The following is a 17,117-nucleotide window of genomic DNA, read 5'->3' as shown; positions in this document are numbered from 1 at the left end:
CATGCCGAAACGTACTGACATCAAGCGCATCCTCGTTATTGGTTCGGGCCCCATCGTTATCGGTCAGGCCTGCGAGTTCGACTACTCCGGCGCCCAGGCCTGCAAGGTGCTCAAGGAGGATGGCTTTGAGGTTATCCTGGTCAACTCCAATCCGGCGACCATCATGACCGACCCGGGCTTGGCCGACCGCACCTATGTTGAGCCTATCACCGCCGAGTTTATCGAGCGCGTGATCAAAAAGGAGCGCCCGGACGCGCTGCTGCCCACGCTGGGCGGCCAGACCGGTCTGAACGCCGCCGTCGAGCTGGCAAAGGACGGCACGCTCGACAAGTACGGCGTCGAGATGATCGGCTGCGACCTGGCCGCTATCGAGCGCGGCGAGGACCGCAAACTCTTTAACGAGGCCATGGCCGAGATCGGCCTGGAGGTCGCGCGCTCGGGCTATGCCTACAGCGTGGCCGACGCCGAGGCTATCGCCGAGCGCGTGGGATATCCCTGCGTACTGCGCCCGAGCTTTACCCTCGGTGGCGCCGGCGGCGGCATCGCGCATACCCACGAGGAGCTCGTCTCCATCGTGAGCCAGGGCCTTGAGCTCTCGCCTGCCCATGAGGTGCTGGTCGAGGAGTCCATCGAGGGTTGGAAAGAGTATGAGATGGAGGTCATGCGTGACCACGCCGGCAACGGCATCATCGTGTGCTCCATCGAGAATCTCGACCCCATGGGCGTGCACACCGGCGACTCCATCACCGTGGCGCCGGCGCAGACACTAAGTGACCTTGAGTACCAGCGCATGCGTGTCGCGTCGCTCGCCATTCTGGAGAAGATTGGCGTCGAGACCGGCGGCTCCAACGTGCAGTTTGCCGTGAACCCCCAGACCGGCCGCCTAATCGTCATCGAGATGAACCCGCGCGTGAGCCGTTCGTCCGCACTGGCCTCCAAGGCCACGGGCTTCCCCATCGCCAAGGCCGCCGCTCGCCTGGCCGTGGGCTACACGCTCGACGAGATCGTCAACGACATCACCAAGGCAACGCCCGCCTGCTTTGAGCCCACGATCGACTACTGCGTGGTCAAGGTGCCGCGCTTTGCCTTCGAGAAGTTTAAGGGTACCGACCCCACGCTCACCACGCGCATGAAGGCCGTGGGCGAGATTATGGCGATCGGCCGCACCTTTGAGGAGGCCTTCGGCAAGGCCATGCGCTCACTGGAGGACGGTCACCAGGGCATCTGCGCCGGTGGCAAGGAGGGTGCCGACAAGCTGAGCGACGATGAGCTCGCTCAGGCCGTGGCAACCCCGACCGAGCACCGCATCTTCTTTGTGGTCGAGGCCCTGCGCCGTGGCTGGGACATCGCCCGCATCCATGCCATCTGCGGTATCGATCCGTGGTACCTCAACCGTATCAACGACATGGTGCAGGTCCAGGAGAGCATCCGCGGCCTGCGCGTGGAGGATATCGACGCCGACGCGATGCGCCTGCTCAAGCAGTACGGCACGAGCGACGCCGAGATTGCCGCGCTGACCGGCTCGGACGAGCGCTTTGTGCGCGCCTACCGCAAGGGCCTGGGCGTGGTTCCCAGCATGAAGACGGTCGATACCTGCGCGGCCGAGTTCTCGAGCGCCACGGAGTACCACTACAAGACGTACGAGAACATCTACCGCACGAGCCCGGATGCCAAGAAGTGCGTGGCTCCCGACGAGACCACGCCGGCGGACAAGCCCAAGGCGATGATCCTGGGCGCCGGCCCCAACCGCATTGGCCAGGGTATCGAGTTCGATTACTGCTGCGTGCACGCGAGCTACGCGCTGGCGGCCCGCGGCTTCGAGACCATCATGGTCAACTGCAATCCCGAGACCGTCTCGACCGACTATGACACGTCCGACCGTCTGTACTTTGAGCCGCTCACCTACGAGGACGTCATGGACGTTATCGATGTCGAGCGCCCCGACGGCGTCGTGGTGACGCTCGGCGGCCAGACTCCGCTTAAGCTGGCGCGCATGCTCGAGGAGAGCGGCGTGAACATTATGGGCACCAAGCCCGACGCCATCGATTTTGCCGAGGACCGCGAGCGCTTTGCCGCCCTGCTCGACAAGCTGGGCATCATGTATCCGCCGGCGGGCCAGGCAACCTCGTTTGAGGAGGCCGAGGCCGTGGCCGCGCACATCGGCTACCCGCTGCTGGTGCGTCCGAGCTACGTGCTGGGCGGCCGCGGCATGATGATCGCCTACGATGCCGAGCATCTGCGCGATTACATGGCCGAGGCTGCGCGCATCAGCCCCGACTACCCGGTATACCTGGACCGCTTCCTGGAGGGCGCGATCGAGTCCGATGTCGACGCCCTGTGCGACGGCGAGGAGGTCTACATCGGCGGTATCCTGGAGCATATCGAGGAGGCCGGTATTCACTCCGGCGACTCCGCGACGTGCATTCCGCCGTTTAGCTTTAGCGAGAGCCTGCAGGCGAAGCTCCGCGAGACCACGCGCCGCATCGCGATGGCGCTGGGAGTCCGCGGTCTGGTCAACGTGCAATATGCCATCAAGGGCGAGACCGTCTACGTGATCGAGGCCAACCCGCGCGCCAGCCGTACCGTGCCGTTTATCTCCAAGGCCACCGGCGTGCCGCTGGCCAAATGCGCGGCGCGCATCATGGCAGGCGATTCCATCGCGAGCTTGGGCCTGCCGAGCGACGAACGTCAGCTGGACTGGTTCTGCATGAAGGAAGCCGTCATGCCCTGGGGACGTTTCCCGGGCGCCGACGTCATCCTGGGGCCCGAGATGAAGTCGACGGGCGAGGTCATGGGTATCGCTAAGAGCTATCCCGAGGCATACGCCAAGACGCAGCTGGCGATCGACTACAAGCTGCCCGACCCGAGCGCCGGCAAGGTATTCATCAGCGTGTGCGACCGCGACAAGCGCCACATCCTTTCGGTCGCGCGTATCCTGCGTTACCTGGGCTTTGACATCTGCTCCACCGAGGGTACGGCGCGCGTGCTGCGTGGAGGCAACGTGACGTGCGAGATCGTGGAGAAGATTAGCGGCCCGCACGACGGCGAGCGCCCCAACATCGGCGACCTCATCGCCGATGGCAAGATCGCGGTGATCATCAACACGCCGTACGGTCCGGGCTCGCGCGGCGACGGCTATCTGTTGCGTACCGAGGCGGTGCGCCGCGGCGTGACTTGCGTGACGGCGATGTCTGCGGCCAACACGTACGTGAGCGCCATCGAGGCCGTGCGCGAGGACCAGCAGGGTCACGGCAGCGCCAACGACATGGGCATGGACGTCATCGCCCTGCAGGACCTGCCGCAGCACACGGTGTAGTGTGACCTGTCCGGCCGGGGCGGGAGGGGGACACTTTCTCTCGGAAACTGGGCTTCGCGAAGTTTTCCGAGAGAAAGGACCCCCTCCCGCCCCGGCATGCGGTGACTCGGTAGCACCGTGTGCTGCCGAAGGGGCTTTGCGCGATGACTAGGGCTGAAAAGAAAATGAGTGTGGGCGCCGTCGTTCGTTTGAACGACGGCGCCCACGTTTTGGATTTATTGGGCTGTGGCGGTGAAGGTTGTTTTGTCGGCGGCGATGTGCACGTGCAGCTTTGCCTGACCGTCGCAGCTGATGAGCACGCCTACCTCGAACGGGGTTCCCGTCTTGTCGTAGGTCGAACGCACGATGCGCATCGCCGCCTTACCGGTGTTCTGTCCCAAAAGGCGCGCCTCATGCTTGTCGAGGTTGACCGTCTCGTAGACGGCATCGACGCTTGCGGGCAGGATGCCGGTCTTTTCCGCGATGTAGGCGTAGAGCGAGCCATCCACGTCTTTGCGTGTAAGCTCGGGGCAAAGTGACACGGGGATATAGACGTAGTTGAGCTCCATGGGTTTGTCGTTGGCGAGACGCAGGCGGCGAATCTCCCAGACGGGTGTCCCCTCGGACACTTTGAGCCCAGAGGCGATGCCGCGGACGGCCGGTATGCTTGAAAAGGCGAGAATCTGCGAGCTCGGAACCCGTCCCGCTTCGCGCATCCGCGCGCTGAAATTCAGGGCCAGGTCGATGCCGGGTGCTGAGGTTTGGGGTTTGATGAACGTGCCCTGCCCACGTTTGCGCACCACGCGCCCCTCGATGACGAGATCTTGGAAGCAACGGCGCACGGTCGCGCGCGATAACTCTAGCCGCTCACAGATTTCGAGCTCGCGTGGCAGCGGCGTCTTGGTGTCGAACGCCTGGCTGGCGATAAGCAGGGCGATTCGATGTTTAAGTTGGACATAGAGCGGCGTATCACCGCTGCGGTCGAAGGGTTCGGAGGCGAGAAACGAGATCATATCCATGGGGTACCTCCATGTCGTGGGCGTACGTGACATGGTCTGACACTGCGGAGCAAACCGGAGATGCCAGGCCCGATTCTTGCTGGTATGTATGGTGCATAAGGAACATAAAACATTTATCAGGCAATCTACCTGCTATTTTAAAAATAATTAGAAGAAAAAATAATTTAGGCACAAAAATAGTTGCTACCGTTAACCGATGAATAGTTGCCGTTCGCAACTATTTTCTTGTACCGAACATGCCCCGGCGCAACAATAATCTCAGCAAAAAGCAAAGCCGTGCGACACACGGCAGGTCGAGAGGAGACCGCATGCGGTATCTGGTAATGGTCAGTCACGGAACGCTCGCTCCCGGACTGCACAGTGTCCTCAAGATGCTCGGCAATGACGCCCCGAACATCTTGTCGACGAGTCTCGTGGACGGCATGGGCGCTGACGAATATGTCGAGAACGTCAAGGCGATGCTCGCTCCTGTTACCGCCGATGACGAGGTTGTCCTGCTTGGTGACATCCTGGGCGGATCGCCGCTCACCAATGCCATGAACACGCTGGCCGAGAAGGGCTTGCTCGCCCACACCATTGCCTTCGGCGGTATGAATCTGCCCATGGCTATGACCGCCATGATGGGGCTTGCCACCATGGACCTGGATTCCCTCAAGCAGATGATGCTGCAGGAGGGCAAGAACGGTATGTCCGAGCTCGTTGTCCCGACCGATGACGCCGACGACGAGGACGACGACATCTAGGCCGCACCAAGGTTTCATCTAGCTGCAAACGTTAGGAAGAAGAGGCCGCGACCGCAGGCCTCATGAAGGAAAGGGGAGAACGTATGATTTCGTTCATCCGTATTGACGACCGTATGATCCATGGACAGACCGTTACCCGTTGGGCCCTCGAGTATCCCTGCGACGGTCTTATCGCCGTCAACGACGCCGCGGCGTCCAACCCCGTGCTCAAGGAGGCCTACAAGAGTGCCTCGGGCAAGAAGACGTTCGTGTGGACCAAGGAGCACTTCAAGGAGGTCTCCGAGAAGGTTCTCAAGTCCAACACCAAGTACTTCCTGATCACCAAGAACCCGCTCGACATGAAGGAACTTCTCGTCGATTTTGGCTTTAAGCCCGGCATGGACCGCATCATCGTCGGTCCCTGCAACGATCGTCCCGGCACCACCAAGCTCGGCAACAACCAGTCGATCACGCAGGAAGAGGCCCAGGCGCTCGAGGATCTCACCAACGCCGGCTACACGGTCGAGTTCGCCCTTATCAAGGAGAAATCCATTGGTGAGTGGCCAAAGTTCCGCGGTCAGTTTGGCTTCTAGTTAGGCGCCAGCCGCATTTTGGTACCTACAGCCCTGGGGGAAAGGGGCTGAGGAATAAAGAAAGGGGAAAGCATGGCAATCAATGCATTCCAAGCCGCGCTGTTCGGCCTGTTCGCCTGCCTGGCATCACTGCCTGGCATGGGTGGCACGACGATCGGCAACTACACTCTGGGTCGTCCTCTGGTCGCCGGCCTCATCGTCGGCATCATCATGGGCGATATGCAGACGGGCATCCTCGTCGGCGCTGCCATCCAGGTTGTCTACATCGCTCTCGTGACCCCCGGCGGAACCGTCTCCGCCGACGTCCGCGCCGTGTCCTATATCGGCATCCCGCTGGCGATTCTCGCCATCAAGAACTCGGGCATCGATCCCGCCTCCGCTGAGGCTGCCGGCATGGCCGCATCCCTCGGTGCCGCCGTCGGCACGCTCGGCACTGTGCTCTTCTATGGCACCGCCACCATTAACCTGGTATGGCAGGGCATGGGCTGGAAGTGGCTCGAGAAGGGCGACCTCCACAAGCTCTACCTGGTCAACAACGTTCTGCCTTGGATCGGTCACATCGTCTGCTCGTTCCTCCCGACGTTCATCATCACCATGGGCGGCACCGCCATGGTCGACCTCATGAAGACCTACATGCCCATGGACGGCATCGCGATGAAGACGCTGTTCACCGTCGGCTCGCTGCTGCCTACCGTCGGTATCGCCATCCTGCTCAAGCAGGTCATCTCTAAGCCCACGGACTTCCTCACGTTCTTCTTCGGCTTCACCCTGTCCGCTGTTATGGGGTGCAACCTGATTGCCGCTGCCGGCATCGGCTGCTTCTTCGCCCTGATCAACTATGAGATCGCTTCGCTCAAGATCGACCTCGCAAACGCTCCCAAGGCAGCTATCGCCTCGGGCTCCGATGATGAGGAAGAGGAGGACATCTAATGGCAGAGAAGAAGAAACTCTCTAAGAAAACGCTTGCCAAGTCGTTCCGCAACTGGTCCTATGGCAACCTGACTTGCTTCTCGCAGGAGCACATGCAGACCTTCGGTTACCTGTGCGCCATGCTTCCGATCGTCGAGGAGCTCTACGACACGCCCGAGGAGCAGAAGCAGGCCCTCCAGACCTACTCCGCGTTCTTCAACACCGAGCCGCAGATCGGCACCATGATCGTCGGCGTCACCGCCGGCCTCGAGGAGGCTCGCGCAAACGGCGAGGCCATCGATGACGACGCTATCAACGGCATCCGCGCCGGCCTCATGGGCCCGCTCGCCGGCCTTGGCGACTCGCTGATCGTCGGTACCCTGATCCCAATCCTGCTCGGTATCGCCCTCGGTCTCTCGACCGGCGGCTCCCCGCTCGGCGCTATCTTCTATATCGTCGTGTGGAACCTGCTCATGTTCCTCGGCATGCGCTTTGCCTACAACCAGGGCTATGAGCTCGGCGGCAAGGCAGTCGAGGCACTGGTCGGCCCCAAGGCCAAGGCTCTGCGTGATTCCATCGTGATGGTCGGTACCATGGTCATCGGTGCAGTCGGTGCTACCTGGGTCTCCATCACCTGCAGCCCCAACCTGGTGCTGCCCGGTGGCGGCAAGTTCCAGGACACGCTCGACGGAATCTATCCGCACCTGCTGCCCATGATCTTCATCATCTTCTGCTGGTACATGATGACCAAGAAGAAGGTCAACCCCATCGTCATGATGCTGATCCTCGTTGTGATCGCATTTGTGGGCGTTCTCATTGGCTTCTTCGATCCGGCGCTGAGCTACTAGTCATCATCCTTTGACCCCCTGCAAGGCCGTGCGGCCTCAACCGCACGGCCTTCTGATTTTACGCCGCCCTTCAAGGGCAATATGGCCAGCGACCTCCATCGCCTACACGACACCCGCTATATTGCTCTTGAAAGATGACGTATTCGATAAACGATGGACTTGCGCATGATGCACACTTTGCACGAGGAGGACCATATGCACGAGAAACACGGACACGACCTTTCGCGCGACGACTTGATCCGCGAGGCAAAGATGCAGACCGATGCTATTCAGCGGCTCAACGTTTGGCTGCGCCTGGGCTATTCGCTCGTGGCGATTGGCTTTTTGATGGGGATGTGGGGTATGCAGGGAGGCCCCGGCTGGGGTGTCCCCGTGGGCATCGTGTGCCTGGTGGTGGGCACTCCGCTTTCGATCGTGCTTAAGGTTGGCACGACCAACGCCAAAAAGAATGTCGAGCGCATGCTCGAGGCCGCGGGTATCGACGTTGAGGAGCTTATGCGACGCAAGAAGGACGAGCAATAGACTTCCGCGTTGGGGTACCATAAATAATTGTTGCGAATGTTAACTAATGTACGGCAAATGACGGTTTTATGGCCCTTCTAGAGTTGCAAAGGACAATATCCCCAGTGGATTACGATGACGTCGCTCGAAAACTGATTGTGTACTCACGTTCCCTTGCCAAGGGATCCTTGAGTGCTGCCGGCGGCGCCAGTGTGGGCGAGGCACCGGTTTTACAGTATCTATCGGGTATTGACGGTGATGTCATTCCCTCCGAGATTGCCAAGAAGCTGAAATTCTCCCGTGCGCGCATGTCGCATATCTTGGATTCACTCGAGAGTAAGGGTTACGTTCAGCGCAGGACTGATCCAAACGATCGTCGGCGTGTGCTGGTGAGCATTACCGAGGAAGGCCGTGATTTCGCGGCGAAAAAAAATGCCGAGAGTGTGGCATCGCTCTCGAAACAACTCTCAGCGCTCGGCGAGCACGATGCCCAGGAGCTCGTGCGCATCCTGAATAAAGCTTACAGCCTTACCTATGATGCCGACGACTACCTGGACAATCTATAAGGATAAAGACAGACATTTAGGTGCATCTTGAAATGCACCCGGGACAGTTGTGCCCATCAGCCACCGTCAACATCTCATTCCAAACCAAATCAGCCAACGTACGTCATGGCAATCCCCGGTAGGTTGCAGGATGGCGGCTGAGCCTTTCCCTCGGGAAACTTCGCGAAGCCCAGTTCCCGAGGGAAAGGTATGGTCTGTGTAATACCAGATAAACAGTACATTTTTGCTAGATTGGTATTTGACTGAAGAACCAATTGGTATGGCTTATTAAGCCCACCTTGCCGTTGACGCTTATTTTGCTGCCGCTGGGAGAATTCCGAACTTGGGTGCGCAAGTGCTCCTATATGTTGATATGACCTAGTAGGTGGCTATCTGGTTACTACCAGTTGGCCCCTTGGTAACGGGTGGCCCCCATTGTGCGGAATGTACCGAACATCTCCGTTTGATACGTTTTCCCATGCTGCCGGGGGGGGGGCGTCCTCGGCACCTCAGCATGTCGGAAGAAAGGAGACCAGATGCGCAGGAATTCCATTTTTACGAAACGGTGGGTGAAGGGAAGCGCGGTCCTCGTTGCCACTGCAGCGACGCTCGTGTTTGCCAATCCCCAGCAGGCGATTGCCACGCCACTCAAGGGCGTCGACTCGGCGACCGTGTCCCAGTCTGCCTCGAATGTCGTCGACATCGATTTCGCTGACGGCATCAAGGGCCGTATTACGTTCCTCGAGGACGGTATTTTCCGTTATAACGTCGACCCCAAGGGTGAGTTTTCCGAGTACGCCACGCCGCGCAGTAAGTCCCACACGGCTAAGATCCAGGCTCAGCCCGATACCTCGGACACCTACAGCAAGCCGAGTGCGACGGTTGCCGACAAGGGCGACACTATCGAGATCACCGGCGGAAAGGCGACCGTGATCCTGGACAAGGCGACTGGCAAGATGAGTATCAAGTCAGGCGACCGTGTCGTGGTTTCCGAGTCCGCGTCCCTCGACCTTGATAAGAAGGGTACCGTCCAGACGCTCGCCAAGGAGAAGTCCGAGAACTTCTTTGGCGGCGGCACCCAGAACGGACGCTTCCTGCACACCAACCAGACCATCGCCATCTCCAACACGAACAACTGGACCGATGGCGGCGTTGCCTCGCCCAACCCGTTTTATTGGACGAGTGACGGCTACGGCGTGCTCCGAAACACGTTTGCAGAGGGTTCCTACGACTTCGGTTCCACGGACTCATCGACGGTCACGACTTTGCACAGCGAGAATGAGTTTGATGCCTACTACTTCGTGGCGACCAACGAGGGAGCTTCGAACGTGGCAACTGAGATGCTGCAGGACTACTACAAGGTGACCGGTAACCCGGTACTGCTGCCCGAGTACGGGTTCTACCTTGGTCATCTTAATGCCTATAACCGTGATGGCTGGTCAACGACCTCGGGTCAAAAGAAGTGGGAGACCAAGGGCAGCAAGTCCTCGAGCGAGAAGGGCGACGTTAAGTACGAGTCTGGCATGTCGACGGGCTACAAGCTCGACGGCACACTTGCGGCCGAGACGCTCAACGGTGAGGGCCCTACGGTTGATACCGAGAACATGAAAGCGACCGATTTCGACCGCCAGTTCTCTGCTCGGCAGGTTATCGATGACTACGAGGACAGCGACATGCCGCTCGGCTGGTTCCTGCCGAACGACGGCTACGGCGCCGGCTATGGCCAGAACGGTTACTACAAGACCGGCGGCGTCAACTCCGACGGAGCGAGCTCGGCCGGCCGTCTTAACGCTGTGCGTGCCAACGTCGACAACCTTAAGAAGTTCACCGAGTATGCCAACTCAAAGGGTGTGAGCACGGGCTTGTGGACCCAGTCCAACCTTGAGCCCGACAGCAACCCTGAGACCCCGTGGCATCTGCTTCGCGACTTCGACGCCGAGGTCAAGACGGGAGGCATCACTACCCTTAAGACCGACGTTGCCTGGGTTGGATCTGGCTACTCCTTTGGTCTTAATGGCATCAAGACAGCTTATGACACGGTGACGACCGGCGCTAACAAGCGCCCCAACATCATCACGCTCGATGGTTGGGCCGGCACGCAGCGCTTTGGTGGCATTTGGACCGGCGACCAGTATGGCGGTAACTGGGAGTACATTCGCTTCCATATCCCCACGTATATCGGTCAGAGTCTTTCGGGCAACCCCAACATCGGCTCCGACATGGATGGCATTTTTGGCGGCGACCCCATCATCTCTGCGCGTGACTACCAGTGGAAGACGTTCACGCCCTCTATGCTCGACATGGACGGTTGGGGCACCTACCGTAAATCGCCCATGACGCACGGCGATCCCTACACAGGCATCTCGCGCTTCTACCTCAAGCTCAAGGCGCAGCTCATGCCCTATATCTACACGAGCGCGGCCTCGGCGGCCAACATCGACACGGGTAACGGCGATGCCGGCCTGCCCATGATCCGCGCCATGCTGCTTTCCGATAACTCCGAGTACGCCGCAAGCACCTCGACGCAGTACCAGTATATGTTCGGTGAGAACTTCCTAGTGGCACCGGTGTATCAGGATACCCAGGCAGACGAGAACGGCAACGACATTCGCAATGGGATTTACCTCCCCAACTACGGCACCGACGAGAATCCCACCATCTGGATCGATTACTTCTCGGGTAAGCAGTATCGCGGCGGCCAGGTTCTCAACAACTACGAGGCTCCGCTTTGGAAGCTGCCGCTGTTTGTGAAGGCCAACGCTATCGTGCCGATGTACGCCGAGAACAACAACCCCGAGGCCGTGAGCGACACCAACACCAAGGGTACCGACCGCAGCCAGCGTATCGTCGAGTTCTTCGCCACCGAGGGCGACGGCACCTTTACGCAGTACGAGGACGACGGCTCCTCCATCGAGAACAACACGACTGAGGACGATTCCTACGGTACGATCGACAATATCTCCTACGGTGAGCATGTGAGCACCGTCTACAGATCCAAGGCCGCAGGCGGCACCGCGACCTTTACCGCCGAAGCCTCGCAGGGTGGCTACAACGGCTACGACTCCAATCGCACCACGACCTTCGTGGCCAACGTGTCCGCCAAGCCCATGAGCGTCGTCGCCAAGAACGGCGGATCCGCGCTCAACGTGGTTGAGGTCGACTCGCAGGAGACCTTTGACACCGCGACCCCCGAGGCCGGCCAGGCGGTCTACTTCTACAGCGAGACCCCTAACCTCAACCACTACGGCAGCGATGTGGACGGCACCGAGGCCGAGCGGGGCGAGAGCTTTAACAACACCAAGATCACCACGAACCCCAAGGTCTACGTCAAGTTCGCGAAGACCGATGTTGCTGCGGCGGCGCAGACGCTCGAGCTGGGCGGTTTCGTGAACGCCGACGCCACGCTCACAGCCGATCGCCTCAACGAGAGCCTCTCCGCACCCACGAACCTTGCTGCCCCCGAGGACGTCACGACCCCAACGAGCATCAAGCTCACCTGGGGAAAGGTCGATGGTGCTACCTCCTACGACCTTAAGGTCGACGGCACCGTGTTCGCCGTGGGTGATGCGGCCGAGTTCACGCACACCGACCTCGCCTACAATAGCAAGCACACCTACCAGATTCGTTCGCGCAACGCCGAGGGCTACTCCGCCTGGAGCGATGTGCTCGAGGCGAACTCCGCACTCGATCCGTGGCGGAACGTCCCCGACGCCGAGCAAATCACCTGGGAGGGCTCACTTTACGGCAGCCATAAGGCCGAGCTCGCCTTCGACCATGAGTTCCAGTCGGGCGACGGCGGTTTCCACTCCGGTGGCAACGATCTGGGCAAGGCGCTTACCGTTGACTATGGACGCGCTTACAAGCTCGATAAGCTCGAGTACTATCCGCGCGATGACGCCGGCAACGGCACTGTGACCAAGATGCGTGTTGAGACGAGTCTCGATGGCGTCCACTGGACGAGCCAGGAGGTCGATTGGGCACGTTCCGCTGATTGTAAGACGGTAGCGTTTGACGGCACCGTGGCCGCCCGTTACGTGCGCATGACACCGCTCGCCTCGGTCGGCAATTTCTTCTCCGCGTCCGAGATTGCCATCTACAAGACCGACGGCACGGATGGCTTCGCCGTGGGCTCCAACCTCAACAAGGCCACGATCTCCGACGGAGACTACTCCAACATGAAGAACTATCTGGGCCTCGAGAATCGCGAGCCCGATACCCCGACGTTCGGTTCGCAGATCCGCGACCACTTCGCCGACCTCAACGATAACGGCGTTTACGACGTCTACGATTACTCGTTCACCATGGCGGGTCTTGACGGCGGCACTAAACAAAAGGGCAAGGTCGCAGGTTCGCTCGCGGTGATTCCGAGCAAGACCGAGGTCGAGGCCGGTGATGAGATCACCGTTGATGTCTATGCGGCCGACGCCAAGAACGTCAACGCCCTGGGCGCTCTCGTCAACTTCAAGAGCGACCAGTTCGAGTTTGTGTCCGAGAGCATCGCGCAGGACGGCTCGACTGCCGGCATGGAGAACCTGTCTCGCGAGAAGGTCCAGTTCGCGGACAGAACGCAGACTATCAATCTCGCCTTTGCCAACCGCGGCGATGGCAAGCTCTACAACGGTACCGGCGCGGTGGCGAGTTTCAAGCTCAAGGCCAAGACCGCCGGCAAGGTCGAACTGCCCTCGACATCTTGGCTCATCGGTCCGGCATGCGACGCACTTGAGTTTGCGAGCGACGGCACGGTGACGATGCCGGATGTTCCTCAGCCAACGGTCGCCGAGTACGGTCAGGACGCCTTCAACATCACGATGACCAACGATGAGCTCACGACCGACGACGGGACCAACGTCGAGAAACTTATCCAGCAGAAGAGCTATAACGCGCTGTTCGATAATAACGAGGGCGACAACGGCTTTGAGTTCCTATGGAACTGGAGCGGCAACTGGGACAGCGAGGGTAAGCTTCCGAGTTACGTGAAGCTTCCCACCACGATGACATTCGCATTTAAGACGCCGTCGAAACTCGATAGTGTCGAGGTCGTTAACCGCAACGGTGGCAACGGAACCGTGCAGAAGATCAAGGCTGTCGTGACGTTCGAGGATGGCTCGACCCAAGAGTTCGCGGGCGGGGAGTACGATTCCTTCCTGGCTCGCTACGCCTTTGACCTCTCTGCCGAGAACAAGGGCAAGAAGGCGACCAAGGTCGAGGTCACGCCGCTTGAGGCATCGGGTGACCAGATGCTCACACTGCGTGAGGTCAACTTCAACTACACGCAGGGTGTCGAGGCCATCGAGGGTGTCGAGCTAGGCAAGAACCAGACCGAGTTCTTTGAAGGCGACATTACGCCCGTCGACGCCAAGGCTACGCCTGAGAGCGCTGGCTACCCCTATGTGACGGTCGAGAGCTCCGACCCCTCTGTGGTAAGCGTCTCCGCTGTTCAGGCTGGCGATAGCGTGAGCTACTACCTGCGTGCCAACAAGGCCGGCAAGGCAAAGATCACGGTGGCGTCGGTACTCGACCCCTCCAAGACCGCATCCTATGAGGTCGAGGTCAAGGCTGGTGTCGATACCTCTGCGCTCGTAGCAGCGCTTTCCAAGGCCGCGGGCTACAGCGAGTCCGTCTACACCAAGGATTCCTATGCAGCTCTCACCACTGCGGTCGAGGCGGCTCAGAAGCTCCTCGACAGCGGCCAGGGCAGCTATAGCAAGAAGGATGTCGCAGACGCCACAGCCAAGATCGAGAAGGCAATCGACGGCCTCAAGATGCGCCCTGTTGATGAGAAGATTCTCATCAACACGCCCGAGAACCGCAAGAACGTCAAGGTGGCCGGCTTCTCGAGTGAGGCCGACTACGAGGGCAGCAACGCCGTCAACGCTCTCGACGGCGACGAGCGGACGCTTTGGCACAGCGACTGGGCCCATGGGACCGGTATGCCCCAGTATCTGAGTGTCGACCTGGGCCGCGACTACGATCTCACCGACGTTACATTCCTGCCGCGCCAGGACGGCGGCACTAACGGCGATATCTTCGAGGCCGAGATACTGGTCTCCGACACTGCCGACGGTTATGAGAAGGGCACCGCCGCGTCGATGGGTACGTTCGCCTTCGACAACGATGGCCGCGTGCTCACCGACCGTGGCGACTGGAAACAGATGAGCTTTGGCGCCGCGCGCGGTCGCTACGTGACCGTCAAGGTGATTCACGCCGGCGGGGGCGACGTTGATGCCTACTGCAGCATGGCGGAGCTCAAGTTCTACGGTACGGCCGTCCCCGATCCGGTGGCGAAGGATGATCTCACTGCCGCGATCGAAAAGGTTGATGCCGAGCTTGCCGCCGGCGACCTCAAGGCCGGCGACTACACCGAGGCCTCCTGGACGGCGCTCGAGAACGCCCTGGCGAGCGCCCGCGCCATCTTGAGCGACGAGGATGCCACGCAGGACGAGGTCGACCAGGCGCTCAGGGCGCTCGAGAGCGCCCGCGACGCGCTCGAGAAGACCCCGGTGGTCCCGGTCGAGAATCCGACTAAGAAGCAGCTCAAGGCCCTGGTCAAGCAGGCGAAGGAGACTGACACCAGGGGCAAGACGGCCGAGTCTGTCAAGGCCCTGACGGATGCCATTACCTACGCCGAGGACGTCTTGGGTGATGAGAATGCTTCCGACACCCAGATCCAGGCGGCCTATAGCCAGCTCAAGCTGGCCATTGAGAGCCTCAAGGATGCCGATTCCGGCAACCAGGGCGGCTCGGGCAACCAGGGTTCCGGCAATGGCTCGAACGGCGGCAACCAGGCGGGCAAGCCCGCAGGCGACAAGGCCCAGGGCAGCAAGAAGAACGGTTCGGCGATTCCCAATACCGGAGACCAGACGGCGGCGACCGTCGCGACCGTCGGTGGTCTTGGCGCCATCATCGCCGCGATCGGCGCTTTCTTCCATCGTCGCAGCAAGGCTAAGTAGCCCCAGCAACAGCTAAGCAAGCGTGCCCGCCGTCCCACCCAAGGACGGTGGGCACGCTTTTTGAATGTAGGCAGAAAGCTCCGACCCTTCGGCCTTAATCTCGCAAAGCGTTCCGTCTCCCGCCGAACACATCAGCATCGGCGGCTATACTTGAATTATTTGCAGTTAAGGGTCGCGGATTGGCCGCGTCACCGCTCTCAACAGGAGGTCTTTGTTTATGGCAGATCAAAAGCCGGTTGTCGGGATCATCATGGGCTCCAAGTCCGATCTGGGTGTTATGGAAGGCTGCACCGCCGAGCTCGAGGCGCTCGGTGTGCCCTATGAGCTCGTCATTGCGAGCGCACACCGCACACCGGCGAAGGTCCACGAGTGGGCTTCGACTGCTGCCGATCGCGGTATCAAAGTGATTATCGCCGCCGCCGGCAAGGCCGCTCACCTGGGTGGTGTCGTGGCCGCCTTTACGCCGCTGCCGGTTATCGGCGTACCTATGAAGACGAGTGACCTGGGCGGTATGGATTCGCTGCTGTCGATGGTGCAGATGCCTTCGGGCGTGCCCGTGGCCTGCGTTGCCATCAACGGCGCCAAGAACGCCGCCATTTACGCCACGCAGATTCTGGGCGCATGCGACCCCGAGTACCGCAAGGTTATCGAGAAGATGAAGCAGGAGATGGCCGACGCCTAGGCGTTCCGCCGTTTCACCGCAGTATAAGGAGAGCCATGTCCGATTATCAGGGAAAACGATTCAAGGCTTCTCAGATTCCCGATCCGTCGAAGCCGGGTGCTGCCCATGCGGCACAGCAGGGTCGGACATCCTCTCCTCAGCAGCCGCGCGCGCCGCGCCCCGTGACACCGGCGACGCATCGTCGACAGGACGCGCCGGCCGCATATCGACCTTCATCTTATAGCACCGCTAAGAAGCCGCCCCGGTCTTCATCGCATGCCACGCCGTCGGATTACACCGAGTCGCCGCGTAAAAAGCGCCGCTCCATCATTCCTATTCTGCTCATCATCGTGGGCATCGGTCTGATTGTTGCCGCCGCTGCCATCTTTATCAATGCCCAGATTGGCTATAAGCAGGCGAGCGATTCGTATCAGAAAATCGAGAAGCAATATGTAAGCGATAAGGACGCCAGCGGCGTGCCGATTATCGACTTTGATGCACTTGCTCAGACGAACCCCGAGATTGTGGGTTGGATTTACGTGCCGGGAACCAACATCAACTATCCCGTGGTGCAGACCAACAACAACTCCAAATACCTCAACACGCTGTTCGATGGCACGTCTAACGCCTCGGGTGCCATCTTCTTGGATAGCGATGACACCGCGCCGGGAATGGTCGACCAGCAGACCACGATCTACGGCCACCATATGAACGATGGGTCGATGTTCAACGTGATTTCGGATACGACTGACCAGGCAACGTTCGATAGCGTTGAATATGTGTACTACATCACGCGCGATGCGACGTATAAGTTGCGTCCGCTGGCGACCAAGGTGGTCGAGGACACGTATGCCAAGGCGCGCACGACCAATTTTGAGGGCGACGACGGACTCAAGAACTACCTGTCCGAGATGCTCGACGGCGCTTCTGCCGTGGCGAGTGATGCCACCGATCGTGCCGCTTCGGCAACTAAGGTTGTAACGCTTGTGACCTGTCGTTCGCTGTCGCTGAGCAACACACGCGCCGTCATGGTACTCACGCCGGTCGAGGAATAAGTTGTTCGAGAGTAGCTAA

The 17,117-nt window shown here is 60.1% G+C and carries 11 protein-coding genes; 10 read left to right on the top strand and 1 reads right to left on the bottom strand.

The annotated features are described in order from the left end of the window. Nucleotide 1: 1 nt before the first annotated feature. Nucleotides 2-3,316, top strand: a complete 3,315-nt coding sequence (gene carB / locus DW892_RS05845) for a carbamoyl-phosphate synthase large subunit (protein WP_117766335.1) — start codon at nucleotides 2-4, stop codon at nucleotides 3,314-3,316. A 215-nt stretch (nucleotides 3,317-3,531) separates the two neighbouring features. Here carB and DW892_RS05840 read toward each other — a convergent pair whose 3' ends face one another. Beyond that, complete coding sequence (locus DW892_RS05840; RefSeq protein ID WP_158567032.1) at nucleotides 3,532-4,314, bottom strand: GntR family transcriptional regulator; 783 nt, start codon at nucleotides 4,312-4,314, stop codon at nucleotides 3,532-3,534. A 308-nt stretch (nucleotides 4,315-4,622) separates the two neighbouring features. Between DW892_RS05840 and DW892_RS05835 the strand changes: the two genes are divergently transcribed. The 9 genes from DW892_RS05835 (at nucleotide 4,623) to DW892_RS05795 (ending at nucleotide 17,098) form a co-directional block, all read left to right on the top strand. Further along, on the top strand, nucleotides 4,623-5,057 hold the full coding sequence (locus tag DW892_RS05835) for a PTS sugar transporter subunit IIA (RefSeq protein ID WP_089572603.1): 435 nt from the start codon (nucleotides 4,623-4,625) through the stop codon (nucleotides 5,055-5,057). Between the two features lie 83 nt (nucleotides 5,058-5,140). Beyond that, entirely contained in the window at nucleotides 5,141-5,629 is a 489-nt protein-coding gene (locus tag DW892_RS05830; protein WP_117716198.1) for a PTS sugar transporter subunit IIB, read from the top strand. Between the two features lie 72 nt (nucleotides 5,630-5,701). After that, nucleotides 5,702-6,559, top strand: coding sequence for a PTS sugar transporter subunit IIC (locus tag DW892_RS05825; RefSeq protein ID WP_089572605.1), 858 nt, complete (start codon nucleotides 5,702-5,704; stop codon nucleotides 6,557-6,559). Next, nucleotides 6,559-7,386, top strand: coding sequence for a PTS system mannose/fructose/sorbose family transporter subunit IID (locus tag DW892_RS05820; protein ID WP_117646152.1), 828 nt, complete (start codon nucleotides 6,559-6,561; stop codon nucleotides 7,384-7,386). The genes DW892_RS05825 and DW892_RS05820 overlap by 1 nt, the downstream gene beginning before the upstream one ends. A 195-nt stretch (nucleotides 7,387-7,581) precedes the next feature. Further along, the gene (locus DW892_RS05815) at nucleotides 7,582-7,908 is read left to right on the top strand and encodes a hypothetical protein (protein WP_089572607.1); all 327 of its coding nucleotides are present in this window, start codon (nucleotides 7,582-7,584) and stop codon (nucleotides 7,906-7,908) included. 104 nt (nucleotides 7,909-8,012) lie between these two features. Further along, nucleotides 8,013-8,453, top strand: a complete 441-nt coding sequence (locus tag DW892_RS05810) for a MarR family winged helix-turn-helix transcriptional regulator (protein ID WP_158550938.1) — start codon at nucleotides 8,013-8,015, stop codon at nucleotides 8,451-8,453. Between the two features lie 548 nt (nucleotides 8,454-9,001). Beyond that, entirely contained in the window at nucleotides 9,002-15,382 is a 6,381-nt protein-coding gene (locus DW892_RS05805) for a discoidin domain-containing protein (RefSeq protein ID WP_187364990.1), read from the top strand. A gap of 217 nt (nucleotides 15,383-15,599) precedes the next feature. Continuing rightward, on the top strand, nucleotides 15,600-16,064 hold the full coding sequence (purE, locus tag DW892_RS05800) for a 5-(carboxyamino)imidazole ribonucleotide mutase (RefSeq protein WP_006235810.1): 465 nt from the start codon (nucleotides 15,600-15,602) through the stop codon (nucleotides 16,062-16,064). A 35-nt stretch (nucleotides 16,065-16,099) separates the two neighbouring features. Beyond that, on the top strand, nucleotides 16,100-17,098 hold the full coding sequence (locus DW892_RS05795) for a class B sortase (protein ID WP_117766329.1): 999 nt from the start codon (nucleotides 16,100-16,102) through the stop codon (nucleotides 17,096-17,098). Nucleotides 17,099-17,117 lie beyond the last annotated feature (19 nt).

This window comes from Collinsella sp. AM40-7AC (assembly GCF_003468125.1).
GTDB lineage: Bacteria > Actinomycetota > Coriobacteriia > Coriobacteriales > Coriobacteriaceae > Collinsella > Collinsella aerofaciens_O.
Note: the sequence above shows the minus strand (reverse complement) of the source record. Positions and strands in the feature narration are given on the sequence as shown.

Coding starts and splice junctions, on each gene's coding strand:
- carB (WP_117766335.1), top strand. CDS start 2: ATGCCGAAACGTACTGACATCAAGCGCATCCTCGTTATTGGTTCGGGC.
- DW892_RS05840 (WP_158567032.1), bottom strand. CDS start 4,314: ATGGATATGATCTCGTTTCTCGCCTCCGAACCCTTCGACCGCAGCGGT.
- DW892_RS05835 (WP_089572603.1), top strand. CDS start 4,623: ATGCGGTATCTGGTAATGGTCAGTCACGGAACGCTCGCTCCCGGACTG.
- DW892_RS05830 (WP_117716198.1), top strand. CDS start 5,141: ATGATTTCGTTCATCCGTATTGACGACCGTATGATCCATGGACAGACC.
- DW892_RS05825 (WP_089572605.1), top strand. CDS start 5,702: ATGGCAATCAATGCATTCCAAGCCGCGCTGTTCGGCCTGTTCGCCTGC.
- DW892_RS05820 (WP_117646152.1), top strand. CDS start 6,559: ATGGCAGAGAAGAAGAAACTCTCTAAGAAAACGCTTGCCAAGTCGTTC.
- DW892_RS05815 (WP_089572607.1), top strand. CDS start 7,582: ATGCACGAGAAACACGGACACGACCTTTCGCGCGACGACTTGATCCGC.
- purE (WP_006235810.1), top strand. CDS start 15,600: ATGGCAGATCAAAAGCCGGTTGTCGGGATCATCATGGGCTCCAAGTCC.
- DW892_RS05795 (WP_117766329.1), top strand. CDS start 16,100: ATGTCCGATTATCAGGGAAAACGATTCAAGGCTTCTCAGATTCCCGAT.